General features: G+C 62.4%; 11 protein-coding genes and 1 pseudogene. 3 read left to right on the top strand and 9 right to left on the bottom strand.

Annotation, left to right across the window (positions count from 1 at the left end):
* Positions 1 to 115 precede the first annotated feature (115 nt).
* Positions 116 to 1,393, top strand: a complete 1,278-nt coding sequence (gene eno, locus ACFFUC_RS05510; protein WP_377684306.1) for a phosphopyruvate hydratase — start codon at positions 116 to 118, stop codon at positions 1,391 to 1,393.
* Between the two features lie 92 nt (positions 1,394 to 1,485).
* Here eno and ACFFUC_RS05505 read toward each other — a convergent pair whose 3' ends face one another.
* From ACFFUC_RS05505 to bhcR, 9 genes are all read right to left on the bottom strand, one after another.
* The gene (locus tag ACFFUC_RS05505; RefSeq protein ID WP_377684304.1) at positions 1,486 to 2,535 is read right to left on the bottom strand and encodes a protein-glutamate methylesterase/protein-glutamine glutaminase; all 1,050 of its coding nucleotides are present in this window, start codon (positions 2,533 to 2,535) and stop codon (positions 1,486 to 1,488) included.
* A 128-nt stretch (positions 2,536 to 2,663) separates the two neighbouring features.
* Entirely contained in the window at positions 2,664 to 3,422 is a 759-nt protein-coding gene (locus tag ACFFUC_RS05500; RefSeq protein ID WP_377684302.1) for a squalene/phytoene synthase family protein, read from the bottom strand.
* The gene (cimA, locus tag ACFFUC_RS05495) at positions 3,419 to 5,038 is read right to left on the bottom strand and encodes a citramalate synthase (protein ID WP_377684301.1); all 1,620 of its coding nucleotides are present in this window, start codon (positions 5,036 to 5,038) and stop codon (positions 3,419 to 3,421) included. Before cimA ends, ACFFUC_RS05500 begins: the two co-directional genes overlap by 4 nt.
* Positions 5,035 to 6,468, bottom strand: coding sequence for a cysteine--tRNA ligase (gene cysS / locus ACFFUC_RS05490; protein WP_377684299.1), 1,434 nt, complete (start codon positions 6,466 to 6,468; stop codon positions 5,035 to 5,037). Before cysS ends, cimA begins: the two co-directional genes overlap by 4 nt.
* Before the next feature lie 289 nt (positions 6,469 to 6,757).
* Positions 6,758 to 7,162: a pore-forming ESAT-6 family protein gene (locus ACFFUC_RS05485; protein WP_377684298.1), complete on the bottom strand. Its 405-nt coding sequence runs from the start codon at positions 7,160 to 7,162 to the stop codon at positions 6,758 to 6,760.
* A 96-nt stretch (positions 7,163 to 7,258) separates the two neighbouring features.
* Positions 7,259 to 8,386, bottom strand: a complete 1,128-nt coding sequence (locus ACFFUC_RS05480; RefSeq protein ID WP_377684745.1) for an ABC transporter ATP-binding protein — start codon at positions 8,384 to 8,386, stop codon at positions 7,259 to 7,261.
* A gap of 29 nt (positions 8,387 to 8,415) precedes the next feature.
* Complete coding sequence (locus ACFFUC_RS05475; RefSeq protein WP_377684296.1) at positions 8,416 to 9,222, bottom strand: ABC transporter permease; 807 nt, start codon at positions 9,220 to 9,222, stop codon at positions 8,416 to 8,418.
* Positions 9,219 to 10,088, bottom strand: coding sequence for an ABC transporter permease (locus tag ACFFUC_RS05470; protein ID WP_377684294.1), 870 nt, complete (start codon positions 10,086 to 10,088; stop codon positions 9,219 to 9,221). The genes ACFFUC_RS05475 and ACFFUC_RS05470 overlap by 4 nt, the downstream gene beginning before the upstream one ends.
* Positions 10,089 to 10,422: 334 nt before the next feature.
* Positions 10,423 to 11,265, bottom strand: coding sequence for an HTH-type transcriptional regulator BhcR (bhcR, locus tag ACFFUC_RS05465; RefSeq protein WP_377684293.1), 843 nt, complete (start codon positions 11,263 to 11,265; stop codon positions 10,423 to 10,425).
* A 175-nt stretch (positions 11,266 to 11,440) separates the two neighbouring features.
* Between bhcR and bhcA the strand changes: the two genes are divergently transcribed.
* The gene (gene bhcA, locus ACFFUC_RS05460; protein WP_377684292.1) at positions 11,441 to 12,631 is read left to right on the top strand and encodes an L-aspartate--glyoxylate aminotransferase BhcA; all 1,191 of its coding nucleotides are present in this window, start codon (positions 11,441 to 11,443) and stop codon (positions 12,629 to 12,631) included.
* A 1-nt stretch (position 12,632) separates the two neighbouring features.
* Positions 12,633 to 12,818, top strand: a pseudogene (locus ACFFUC_RS05455) (threonine/serine dehydratase); the annotation flags it as partial.

The raw sequence follows: 12,818 nt of genomic DNA, 5'->3' as shown, positions 1-12,818 counted from the left end.
CGCTCGCATTGTCGCGCGTGCCGGAATCTCCGGCTTTCGTCGCAAATCGTCCTTTCACCGCGTGACGAAGGCGGCTACACATCCCGCAAAATCCGTTCAATGAGAGGACAGCGGAATGACCGCCATTATCGACATCTTTGCGCGCGAGATCCTGGACAGCCGCGGCAACCCGACCGTCGAGGTCGATGTGACGCTGGAAGACGGTACCATGGGCCGCGCTGCTGTTCCCTCGGGCGCCTCGACCGGCGCGCATGAAGCGGTCGAGCGCCGCGACGGCGACAAATCGCGCTACTTCGGCAAAGGCGTTCTCGAGGCCGTGGCCGCCGTCAACGGCGAGCTGGCCGAGAACCTGATCGGCGAAGATGCGACCGAACAGCTCGCGATCGACCGTCTGATGATCGAGATCGACGGCACGCCGAACAAGGCCCGTCTTGGCGCGAACGCCATTCTCGGCGTGTCGCTTGCCGTGGCGAAAGCCGCAGCCGACGCCTGCTCGCAGCCGCTTTACCGCTATGTCGGCGGCACCGGCGCCCGTATTCTGCCCGTCCCGATGATGAACATCATCAATGGCGGCGAGCATGCCGACAACCCGATCGACATTCAGGAATTCATGATCATGCCGGTCGCAGCGGAGAATATCCGTGACGCGGTCCGCATGGGGTCGGAAGTCTTCCACACGCTGAAGAAAGAGCTCTCGGCGGCTGGGCTTGCGACCGGCGTCGGCGACGAGGGCGGTTTTGCGCCGAACCTCAGCTCGACCCGTGACGCGCTCGATTTTATTCTGCGCGCGATCGAAAAGGCCGGCTATGCCCCGGGCGACGACATCATGCTCGCGCTTGATTGCGCATCGACTGAGTATTTCAAGAACGGCCGCTACGAGTTCTCGGGCGAAGGCAAATCTCTGACGGCAGCCGAGAATGTCGACTATCTGGCGGCTCTTTGCGCGGATTACCCGATCCTGTCGATCGAAGACGGTTGTGCGGAGGACGATTGGGACGGCTGGAAGCTTTTGACCGACCGTCTCGGCAGCAAGGTCCAACTGGTCGGCGACGATCTTTTCGTGACCAACCCCCGCCGTTTGGCCGAAGGCATCGAGCGCGGTTGCGGCAACAGCCTGCTGGTCAAAGTCAACCAGATCGGCACGCTTTCGGAAACGCTGGACGCGGTGCGGATGGCGGATCGTGCAGGTTACACCAGCGTGATGTCGCACCGTTCGGGCGAAACCGAGGACGCCACCATCGCGGATCTCGCGGTTGCGACCAATTGCGGCCAGATCAAGACCGGCAGCCTTGCACGTTCGGACCGGCTGGCGAAATACAACCAGCTTATCCGCATCGAGGAAATGCTGGGCGAGACGGCAGAATATGCCGGCCGCTCGATCCTGCGTGGCTAATCTATCGCACCGGTAAGGATGCTGTCACCTGACTTGAAAGCGGCTCTCGTGATCGGGGGCCGTTTTTCATTTTGGCGATGTCGGTTTGTTCTTCAGGCTCGAGCTTGTCGGCGGCTTCCCCTGCCGCAGGATTCGAGGATCACTCTCCCCATTTCTCCCAAGGCCACCAAGCGCTCGGCGGCGCCGTTGTCATATGCGGCCTTGGGCATCCCCCAAACGACCGAGCTGTCTTTGTCTTGCGCGAAACAGGTACTGCCGGTTTTGCGCATCCGGAGCATTCCGTCCGCCCCGTCGCGTCCCATGCCGGTCAGGATCACCGAGACTGCATAATCTCCCAAAAACGACGCGGAATCGAAGAGATGGTCGATGGACGGCCGGTGCCCCGAACGCTTTTCGCCCTCGATCAGCTGGCAGACCGGAGAGTTGCGCTGTCCGCTGATTGTCAGATGGGTATTCCCGCCCGGTGCGAGATAGATATTGCCCGGCAAAAGCGGCGCGCCGGTTGTCGCCAGTTGCACGGTCGGCAAGAGCTTGCCGTTCAACCTTTGTGCAAAGTTCGCCAGAAAGGATTCCGGCATGTGCTGGACCACCACCGTCGGCGGGCAGTTCTTCGGGAAATCGTTGAGAATTCTTTCCAAAGCCTCGATCCCGCCCGTCGAGGAGCCGATCAGGGCATAACGGCCGTTCCAGATGAAGGAGTCTTGCGAGAGGCTGCGGGTCGGCAGGGATTCCGGCGCGCGCTTCGTGACCCGTGCATGCGAGGCCACGACGACCATATCGGCCAAAGCGGAGAACGCTTCGGCTTTGCCGGCGTCGGTGGGTTTCCCGAGGCAGTCGATCGCCCCGATCGCCAAAGCCTCGACCGCGGCGGCGCTGCCGCGATGGGTTTCGGTAGAGACCATGATCACGGGCATCGGCGTCGTGGTCATCAGATCGGCAAGCAGTTGGAGACCCGAGACGCCCGGCATTTCAACGTCGAGGGTCATGACGTCGGGGCGGAGCTCCTTGATCTTTTCCTTTGCCTGAACCGCGTCGCGCGCCTCGCCCACGACCTCGATCCGCGGGTCCGAGGAAAGCGCCAGACGGATCAGTCGCCGCATCGTGAGGGAGTCGTCGACAATCAATGCCCGTACTGGCCGCATGATCAGCGCGCCCCCGAAGAAAGGTCGGTACTCTTTTGAAAGGCCATCCGTATTCCCGCTGTTGATTCCATGACCGAACATGACGGGAAGTCATAAATATACCTTTAACCGCCTAAAACTTTCGCCATTTAGCCCCACCACCTGCCGAAAAGCGCCAGACGCAACAGAGCGAAACGGCGCTGGAACTCGGAAGCGGCTGGTGGATTGGCATCGCCGTCGGCGGCGAGCGCCGTCAGAAACGGACGCACTTCGGCACCAGAAAAAAGCGCGGGCGCTGCCGTTTTCGGGACGCTTTTGCGACCCTTTCGCGCGCGGTCGAGCGCTTCCAGGCCCCTGCGGGCGAGATCCGAAATGCGGGCGGGGTCACGCACCGACAGCCCGAGACCCAGCTCTTCCAATGCGGGCAAGGCGGCCAGCCAATGCGCCAGACCCAAGGCCAAAGCCTGATCCGCGATGACGGCTTGCGCCGCGCTCGGCGCGCCCAAATGTCTGGCCGCCGCCTGCATCAGCGGACCGGCCGTTTCGCGGATATAGTCAACCACCTCGTCATTGGTTGCGAAGGGGATGCGGTCGCAATCGCGCCGGCGGGCCTCGGCCAAAGCGGCGAATTCACCCGCGGCCGGCCCCCATGCTTCGGCGAGCAACGGCAGGATCTCGTGCGCGCCGTTGTGGCCGAGCGAGAGCTTGTGCAGCTGGTCCACCCACCACTGCACCCGCATCTCGGCGATCATCGGCTCGTTAGATTGCAGCGGTGCGCGCGCCAGTTCGAGATTGAGCGCATAGAGCGTCCACAGCGCGGGCCGAGCCGCTTCGGGGGCGGCAAGGCTTGCTGCGAAACGGTCGGGATCGGCGGTGCGCAGTGTTTCGGCAATTTCGTCAAGGGTCATCGCGGCGTCAGCCCGTCTCGCAAAAGCTTCCAGTTGATCGCGTCGATCAGCGCCTCGAAGCTGGCGTCGACGAGGTTCGGCGAGACCCCGACCGTCGACCAGCTGCGGCCTTGGTCATCGGCGCTGTCGATGGTCACGCGCGTGACCGCGTCAACACCCGCGCCGGTGATGCGCACGCGGAAATCGGTCAGCCGCATCGCGTCGACCGCCTGCTGATAGGGGCCGAGATCCTTGCCCAGAGCATGCCAAAGCGCCGAAACCGGACCGCGGTCGCCGCCGTGTTCATCCATGCTTTCGCTGGCCGAAATCACGCGGTTGCCGGCGACATTGGCCACAACCACCGCCTCGGAAACCGAGATGCGGCGGCCGAGCGCGTTCAAGCGCCGCTCGATGGTGACTCGGTAGCGCTCGACCTCGAAAAAGCGCGGCATCAGGCCCAGTTCGTTGCGCGCCAGAAGCTCGAAACTCGCTTGGGCTGCATCATAGGCATAACCCTGATCTTCGCGGTTTTTCACCAGATCGAGGATGCGCGGAAGGGCGGGATCCTCGCGCGCGACCTCCAGTCCGGCCTCGGCCAGACGGGCACGCAGGTTCGACTGGCCCGCCTGATTGGACATGGGAATGATGCGCGAATTTCCCACGGATTCGGGGTCGATATGCTCGTAGGTCGCGGGGTTTTTCAGGATGGCGCTGGCATGGAGCCCCGCCTTGTGCGCGAAAGCCGAAGCGCCGACATAGGGCAGATCGCGCTGCGACGGACGGTTCAGGATCTCGTCGAGACGGCGCGAGATGCGGACCATGCGCGGCAGGGCCTCGGGGTGGATGCCGGTGGTGAAGGCCGAAGCGTAGGGCTCTTTGAGCATCAGGGTCGGAATGAGGCTGGTGAGGCTGGCATTGCCGCAACGCTCGCCCAGACCGTTCAGCGTGCCCTGGATGTGGCGCGCACCGGCATCGACGGCGGCGAGCGTGCAGGCCACTGCATTGCCGGTATCATCATGGGTATGGATGCCGAGATTGTCGCCCGGAATGCCGGCCGCGATGACCGCAGCCGTGATCTCGTGGATACGGGCGGGCAAGGTGCCGCCGTTGGTGTCGCACAAGACCACCCAGCGCGCACCGGCGTCCAGCGCGACCCGCAGACAAGAGAGCGCATAATCGGGATCGTCGAGATAGCCGTCGAAGAAGTGCTCGGCGTCGAACAAGGCCTCGCGGCCCTGCGCCACGAGATGCGCGATCGAGGCGCGGATATTGTCGCGGTTTTCCTCGAGGGTGATGCCCAAGGCCTCGCGGACATGGAAAGGATGGGTCTTGCCGACAAGGCAGACGGCTTTGGTGCGCGCATCAAGGACCGCCGCCAGAACATCGTCGTTCTCGGCCGAGCGCCCTGCCCGTTTGGTCATGCCGAATGCGGTCATCCGCGCCTGTGTCTGCGGGGCTGCGGCAAAGAAATCGCTGTCGGTGGGATTGGCGCCCGGCCAGCCGCCCTCGATGTAATCGACGCCGATTTCGTCGAGCATGCGCGCGATCTCGGCCTTTTCGGCGGCCGAGAATTGAACGCCCTGCGTTTGCTGCCCGTCGCGAAGAGTGGTGTCGTAGAGATAGAGGCGCCCGCTCACAAAAGCTCCTCCAGTTTTGCGGCGTCAAGGCGCGGACCGGCAATCAGCTCGACCCCCGCCTTGGACATGCGGACCTCGACACCGGCTTCGGTCAGCGCGGCCTTGAGCGTATCAACGCCAGAGAAATCTTTTGATACCATTGCATTGGCGCGAATATCGGAGAATTTGGACGAGAGCTTGTCCAGCAGATCGTCGAGCCCTTCGCCAGCCGCATCATCGCTCGCCGCCCAAGCGCCGATATCGGAGGAAAGCAGGCCGAGCAAAAGCCCCGACGCCAGCAGAGCTGCCGGATCGCCCTTGAGGCCATGCAGCACGGCAAGCGCGCCCGCGACGTTCAGGTCGTCGGCCAGAGCCTCGATCACACGCGGATCGGGCGCGGAGGGCGTTACGCCCGCCGTCAGCTTGCGCCATTCCCACAACGTGTCGCGCGCGGCTTGCGCCTTTTCCGCCGTCCAGTCCATCGGCTTGCGGTAATGGGTCGACATCAGGACGAAACGGATCACCTCGCCCGGAATGCCCTGATCGAGCAGATCGCGGACCGTGAAGAAATTGCCGAGACTTTTCGACATCTTCTTGCCCTCGACCTGCAGCATCTCGTTATGCAGCCAGATGCGGGCAAATTCGCCGTGGGGATGGGCGCAGCAGCTTTGCGCGATTTCGTTCTCGTGGTGGGGAAATTGCAGGTCGATCCCGCCGGCGTGGATGTCGAAGCTTTCGCCCAGAAGCTCTTCGGACATGGCCGAGCATTCGATATGCCAACCCGGACGACCGCGACCCCAAGGGCTGTCCCAGCCCGGCAGATCGTCGCTCGAAGGCTTCCACAGCACGAAGTCCATCGGATCGCGTTTGAAAGGGGCGACCTCGACCCGCGCACCCGCGATCATGTCGTCGACCGAACGCCCCGAGAGCGCGCCGTATTGCGCATAGGAGCGCACATCGAAAAGCGCGTGCCCCTCGGCGGCATAGGCATGGCCGCGGGCGATCAGCGTCTCGATCATCGCGATCATTTGCGGGATGTAATCGGTAGCGCGGGGCTCCGCCTTGTCGGAAACCACGCCCTTGATGCTCGGGCGTGCCGCGCCGAGCGCATCCATATCCTCGTGATACCAGCCGATGGTTTCGGCGGTCCGTTCACGGATCAGATCCTCGAGCGTTCCCTGTGCGCCCGCCTCTTTGCGCGCAAGTGCGGTCGCGTTGATCTTGTCGTCGACATCCGTGAAGTTTCTGACGTAAGTCACGGATTGCGTGCCATAAACATGACGCAAAAGCCGGTCCAGAATATCCATCACCACCACGGGACGGGCATTGCCAAGATGGGCGCGGTCATAGACGGTCGGCCCGCAAAGATACATGCGGATATTCTCCGCGTCGATCGGACGGAAGTCTTCTTTCTTGCGGGTCTTGCTATTCGTCAGACGGATCTGGACCATGACTTCCCCTTTTGCGGGCGTCATCTGGTCACGCTCAGCCGCCCGCCTGAAATTTTCAGCCGGTAATGCAGCAGTGAGTGGCGGTGCGTGCAAACATGAAGGTTCCATAGCGCAACTTCATGGCGCTGCCAAGACATCTCGCATCTGGTCGCTTGGGGGATGGTCCCTGCTCCGCGTCGAAGATCCCGAAGCGCCGGAGCGGCCGGTCGGGCGCGAAACGGACGGATGGGGCCGCGCGCCCAAGGGATGCGCGACGCCGTCTGAGCAGACGGCATCGCGCGGCAGAACATCAGCTCGGGAGCTGGGCTGCGAGCTGCTGGATCATCGTGTCCATCTGCTTGCACAGAGCCTCGACCGAGCTGTTTTGCGCGGTGGCTGCGGCGTCGAGCGTCTGCTCCATGCCCATCGACGAAACCGTGCCGGTCTTGCCTTTTTCCTGAGCAGCATCGCCCTTGGCCTTGTCGCCTTCCGGCAGCAGGGTCAGGAGTTTGGTCTGGATCTCGACCGCTTTGCCGTCGATGTGACCTTCGGTCTGGCAGTATTCAAGCACGCCGAGCTGGTTGCGGGCGCTTTCATAGGCCATGCCCATGTCCATCTGCGTGCCGGCAGCCGGAGCTTCGGTGGTTTCGGTCTGTGCCATGGCGAGGCCTGCAGTCAGGGCCAGAGCGGGCAGAGCAAGAAAGGCGCGGATCATCGGAGATCTCCTTGGATGAAACTACGCCGAACCTGACATGCCGCTTTTTCGGGTGCAACCGGCCTAGGCCGGAATCCGCCCAAAAAATCAGACATATTAGCGGAAAAGCACCAAAGAGCCCGGCGACCAGCTGATGCGGGTCCGTGTTCCGACATCCTGCACGTCGCGCCCGAAGACGTTGCGCATCGAAATGCGGACCGGCCGCCCCACCCCGTCGAAACGGGCCGAGCCGTCAAGGCGCACGTCGTAATAGGTCATGTCGCCATAGTAGACGACTTCGTCGATCACGCCTGCGGTCACGCGGCCGGTCGCGGCCGCCGCCTGACTTGCCGACAAAAGCGTCACCGCCTCGGGGCGGAAGCCGATCATCGGCCCCGCATCGCCCGGATTGGATCGGCTGACATTGCGGCGCGGTATCTCGACCACGCCGAAGCCCGGAGCCTCGATGCGCACGCTTTCCTCGTTTTCACCGAGGACATGGGCGGGCAGAAAGTTCATCACCCCGATGAAATCGGCGACGCGGCGGCTGGCGGGGCGCGCGTAAAGCGCCTCGGGGCCGTCGAGCTGGGCGATCTCGCCCTCGAACATCACGGCGATCCGGTCGGACATAACCAGCGCCTCTTCCTGATCATGGGTAACCAGAACGAAGGTGATCCCGACCTGACGCTGGAGCTTGATCAGCTCGACCTGCATCTGCTCGCGCATTTTGCGGTCGAGCGCGGAAAGCGGTTCGTCGAGCAGCAAAACCTTGGGCTTGAGGATGAGCGCGCGGGCCAAAGCCACCCGCTGGCGCTGGCCGCCCGAAAGCGCATGCGAGGCGCGTTTGCCGTAGCCCTTGAGGCCGACCATCTCGAGCGCATCCTCGACCGCGCGGGCCTTTTCTTCCTTGCTGCGCGGATCGCGCCGCAGGCCGAAGCCCACGTTTTCCGCGACGCTCAGATGCGGGAAAATCGCATAGGACTGAAAGACCATATTGGTCGGCCGGCGGTTGGCGGGGACATTGGCCATATCCTGCCCGTCGATCATCACGACGCCCGAGGAAATATCCTCGAACCCTGCTATGGTGCGCAAAAGCGTCGTCTTGCCGCTGCCCGACGGCCCCAGAAGCGAGAAAAACTCGCCCTCGCGGATGGTCAGATCGATGCCGCGAAGCGCGTGATAATCCGCGTAATATTTATGCACATCGCGGCATTCGATCATCGGCTTGCGCTCTTCGGTCGCCATTGTGCTGATGGCCTCGGATGTCGTCACGCTCATAGGAAGCCTCCGGTATCGGTGCCGCCGGTCCGCGCAACGCCGCGGCGACGGAAGTATTCGGCAATGGTCAAAAGGACGATCGACATCACGACCAGCACCGTGCCGAGCGCCATGATCATCGGGATCTGTTTGGGGAAACGCAGCTGCGAGAAGATATAGGTCGGCAGCGTCGGCTCTTTGCCGGCAAGGAAGAAGGCGATGATGAATTCGTCGAGGCTGATGGTAAAGGACATCAGAAGCGACGAAATCAGCCCCGGCATCACGAGGGGCAGGATCACCAGCCGGAAGGCGCTGATCTTGGTCTCGCCCAGATCATAGGCGGCTTCCTCGAGCGAGCGGTCGAGCGAGTTGAACGCCGTCGACAGGATCACCACCGCATAGGGCATGCAGATCAGCGTATGGCCGATGATCACCGTCATGATCGAGAGCTGGACGCCGACCGAGAGCAGGACGACCAGCAGCGACATCGAGACGATGATCTCGGGCAGCACCAGAGGCAGCATGATCAGCCCCATGATCGGCCCCTTGGCGGGGAAGGTGAACCGTGTCGAGGCGCGCGCCGCGAATACCCCGAGGCAGGTCGCAAGCACCGCCGAGCTGACCGCGATGATCAGCGAATTGCTCAGCGCCTGACGCAGGGTCGCATTGGCCCACATCTGCGAGAACCAGTCCGTGGTGAACCCTTTGAGCGGGAAAGCGATGATCGTGCCCGAGTTGAAGGCGAAAAGCGGCAAAAGCACGATCGGCGCGTAAAGAAACGCGAGATAAAGGACCGCGTAGATCCGAAGGCCACCGCCCCTCATTGTTTCACCTTCAGGAATCGCCGGTTGAGGAACAGGAAGATCACGCTCACGACCGCGACGATGATCATCGCCGAAACCGCCAGCGCCGAACCAAGCGGACGGTTGTCGAGGTCGAGCATCTGCGCCTGGATGAGGTTCGCGATCATCGGGATCTTGCCGCCGCCGATCAGCGCGGGGGTCACATAATCGCCGATCGTCGGGATGAAGACGATGAGCGAGGCCGCGACCACGCCCGGCATCGCCAAAGGCAGGGTGACGCGCCAGAAGGTCATCAGGCGGTTTTCACCGAGATCACGCCCCGCTTCGAGGAAGGAGCGGTCGATTTTCTCCAGCGCGATGAAGATCGGCAGAATGGCGAAGGGCGCATAGGCATGTGCCAGCGTGATCACCATCGAATTGACGTTATAGAGGATGAAGGTCAGCGGCTGCTCGATGATGCCGAGCGATTTCAGCCCCGAATTGATCACCCCGTTATAACCCAAAATCACCTTCCACAGGAAAACGCGGATCAGATAGCTGGTCCAGAAGGGAATGGTGATCAGGAAAAGCCACAGCGATTTACGCTCGGGCGCGACGACGAAGGACAGGAAATAGGCGACCGGAAAGGCAAGCGCGACCGTGACCAGAGTCACCAAGGCCGCCACGACAAGCGAGCGGGCCATGACTTTGTGGAAGATCGGATCGGACCAGACCGACAGGTAGTTTTCCAGCGTGAATTCGCGGATCACCGTGAGATAGCCGTCCTTGAGGAAGGAATAGGCCAGAATCGTTGCCAAAGGTGCGGCCAGAACCAGCACCGAATAAAGCAGCGGAGGAGAGATGAGAGACAGCCCCTGGGCAGCCTCTGAGCGGTTGTCTGCTGCCATGTCCCCCTCGACGTCGGAGCGATTGTATTTTCTTGATGGTTCTCACAACTTGCGATCAAGGGGAAGCCTTTTTGCGCCCCGATTGCCCCCCAAGTCGAGGCGATGCGGAAATGGCGCGCAGAACCTGCCTGCAACGGGCAAGGCGATCCGCCGAAGGAGGGCCCCGAGAAGGAATACGGGCGGTCGACCAGAAGGAAGACCACCCGCGCATGATGAAAATGGATCGTGCCAATAGAGCGACCTTAGCCGCCTAAGGGTAAAGATTGGGTTTCGTTTCCCCCCGCCTTTCCCCTGCCGCGAAGAAAAAATCGCGACAAGGGGCGCGCGCGGCCGTTCAGCCTGCCCCCTGCCCCGAAAAGCCGTCCGAAAGCGACAGCTCGCGCGCCGCCCGCACGATTTCCTCGCCATAGGCCGCGATACGCGCATCGGTCATGCGGTGAACCGGTCCCGAGACCGAAATCCCCGCCACCGCCTCGCCCAGCATGTCGAAAACCGGCGCGGCGATGCAGCGCATGCCGATGGTGCGTTCCTCGTTGTCGATGGAATAGCCGCGCTGGCGGATCGCGGCGAGATCCTTGACCAGTGCCTCGGGCTCGGTCAGCGTAAGCTCGGTAAAGCGCGTGAGCTCGGCCTCGCGCATGAAGCTGCGCAGGGCATCGGGCGCGGCATAGGCCAGAAGCGCCTTGCCGATCCCCGAACTATGGAGCGGCGAGCGCGTGCCCGGCGGAAAGAAGGCACGGATTGTTTCGTGGGTCTCGGCCTGGCCGATAAAGAGCACCGCATCGCCGTTGCGGATCCCGAGATTGGCGGTCTCGCCCGTAAACTCCATCAACCGGCGCAGCAAGGGCCGCGAGCGGTCGATCAGCCCCGAGCGGCGCATGAAGGCCATGCCGTGACGAAAAGCGGTAGGGCCGACATACCAGGCCTGCGTCAAGGGATCGCTTTCGACGACATTGCGCGCGGCCAGAGTCGTGAGCACGCGGTGCACGGTCGAGGGTGCCAGCTTCATGCGCGCCGCGATCTCGCTGAGCGTCAACCCCTGCCCCTGCGCGAGCAGATCGAGCAGATCCAAGGCACGATCGAGCGCACGCACGCCGCCCCGATCGTCGTTGAGGGTGGTGCTGGTTCCGCGCGGGCGGCCCCTCTTGCGGAGAATCGGTTCACTGTCTCGGGTCATTGAATCAGATTATTCCTTGCGTTGAAACTGACCTCCCGGGAATGGAAAAGGCCAAGGCGATGATTTCAATACTGAATATCACATATTTCCGCGATTGCGAAATTATTTTCAGAAAAATTGCAAAATAATTGGCCCCAGCGTAACGTCAATTCAACGAGGAAAAAGGATTATGCCAATGATCAGCCAGAACCCGGTTTTCATTCCCGGCCCGACCAATATGCCCGAAGCTCTGCGCCGGGCAGTGGATATTCCGACGATCGACCACCGCTCGGCGGAATTCGGTCGTATTCTTCATCCCGCGCTCGACGCCGTGAAGAAAGTCCTGAAGACCAAAGACGCAAGCGTCTTCCTCTTCCCCTCGACCGGCACCGGCGGCTGGGAAACCGCGATCACCAACACGCTCTCGGCTGGCGACAAGGTCCTTGCTGCCCGCAACGGCATGTTCAGCCACCGCTGGATCGACATGTGCGAGCGCCACAACCTCGACATGACCATCGTCCAGACGCCTTGGGGCGAAGGCATTCCGGCCGACCGTTTCGAAGAGATCCTCACCGCCGACAAAGGCCACGAGATCCGCGTCGTTCTGGCCACGCATAACGAGACCGCGACCGGCGTCAAATCCGACATCGCCGCGATCCGCCGCGCCCTGAATGCCGCAAAACACCCTGCGCTGCTCTTCGTCGATGGCGTGTCCTCGATCGGTTCGATGGACTTCCGCATGGACGAATGGGGCGTCGACATTGCCGTCACCGGCTCGCAGAAGGGCTTCATGCTGCCGCCGGGTCTGGCGATCACCGCCTTCTCGCCCAAAGCGATGGCTGCGGTCGAAACCGCCCGCCTGCCGCGCACCTTCTTCGACATCCGCGACATGGCGTCGGGCTATGCCCGCAACGGCTACCCCTATACGCCGCCGGTCGGCCTGATCAACGGCCTGAACGAGAGCTGCAAACTGCTGCTCGCCGAAGGCATCGACAATGTTTTCGCACGCCATAACCGCATCGCGACCGGCATCCGTGCCGCCGTCCACGCTTGGGGCATGGAACTCTGCGCCGTCCGTCCGGAACTCTACTCGGACAGCGTCAGCGCGATCAAATTCCCCGAAGGCTTCGACGGCAACAAATTCGTCAGCCATGCTATGGACCAGTATCAGGTCGCATTCGGCACCGGCCTGGGCGAGGTTGCGGGCAAAGTCTTCCGCATCGGCCACCTCGGCAGCCTGACGGATGCGATGGCGCTGCTCGCTGTTTCGGTCGCCGAAATGTGCCTCGCGGACATGAACCTGCCGATCAAACTGGGCTCGGGCGTTGCTGCGGCTCAGGAACACTACCGCCAGACTGCCGGCGTCCCGATGCTGAAAGCGGCCTGATATGTCTGAGGTTGCACCTTTCTACATTCCGACGCTTGGCGACATGTATGCTGCGCGCGAGCGGATTGCGCCGCATGTCCATGTGACGCCGGTTCTGACGTCGTGGATGCTCAACGAGCTGACGGGGGCTGAGCTGTTCTTCAAATGCGAGAACCTGCAGAAAGCCGGGGCCTTCAAGGCCCGCGGC

This window comes from Paracoccus cavernae, assembly GCF_042430175.1.
Taxonomy (GTDB): Bacteria; Pseudomonadota; Alphaproteobacteria; order Rhodobacterales; family Rhodobacteraceae; genus Paracoccus; species Paracoccus cavernae.
Note: the sequence above shows the minus strand (reverse complement) of the source record. Positions and strands in the feature narration are given on the sequence as shown.

Bases quoted from the DNA above. Each gene is read 5' to 3' on its own strand.
- ACFFUC_RS05485 (WP_377684298.1), bottom strand. From the start codon at position 7,162: ATGATCCGCGCCTTTCTTGCTCTGCCCGCTCTGGCCCTGACTGCAGGC.
- eno (WP_377684306.1), top strand. From the start codon at position 116: ATGACCGCCATTATCGACATCTTTGCGCGCGAGATCCTGGACAGCCGC.
- bhcA (WP_377684292.1), top strand. From the start codon at position 11,441: ATGATCAGCCAGAACCCGGTTTTCATTCCCGGCCCGACCAATATGCCC.
- ACFFUC_RS05470 (WP_377684294.1), bottom strand. From the start codon at position 10,088: ATGGCAGCAGACAACCGCTCAGAGGCTGCCCAGGGGCTGTCTCTCATC.
- cysS (WP_377684299.1), bottom strand. From the start codon at position 6,468: ATGGTCCAGATCCGTCTGACGAATAGCAAGACCCGCAAGAAAGAAGAC.
- bhcR (WP_377684293.1), bottom strand. From the start codon at position 11,265: ATGACCCGAGACAGTGAACCGATTCTCCGCAAGAGGGGCCGCCCGCGC.
- ACFFUC_RS05475 (WP_377684296.1), bottom strand. From the start codon at position 9,222: ATGAGGGGCGGTGGCCTTCGGATCTACGCGGTCCTTTATCTCGCGTTT.
- ACFFUC_RS05500 (WP_377684302.1), bottom strand. From the start codon at position 3,422: ATGACCCTTGACGAAATTGCCGAAACACTGCGCACCGCCGATCCCGAC.
- ACFFUC_RS05505 (WP_377684304.1), bottom strand. From the start codon at position 2,535: ATGCGGCCAGTACGGGCATTGATTGTCGACGACTCCCTCACGATGCGG.
- ACFFUC_RS05480 (WP_377684745.1), bottom strand. From the start codon at position 8,386: ATGGCGACCGAAGAGCGCAAGCCGATGATCGAATGCCGCGATGTGCAT.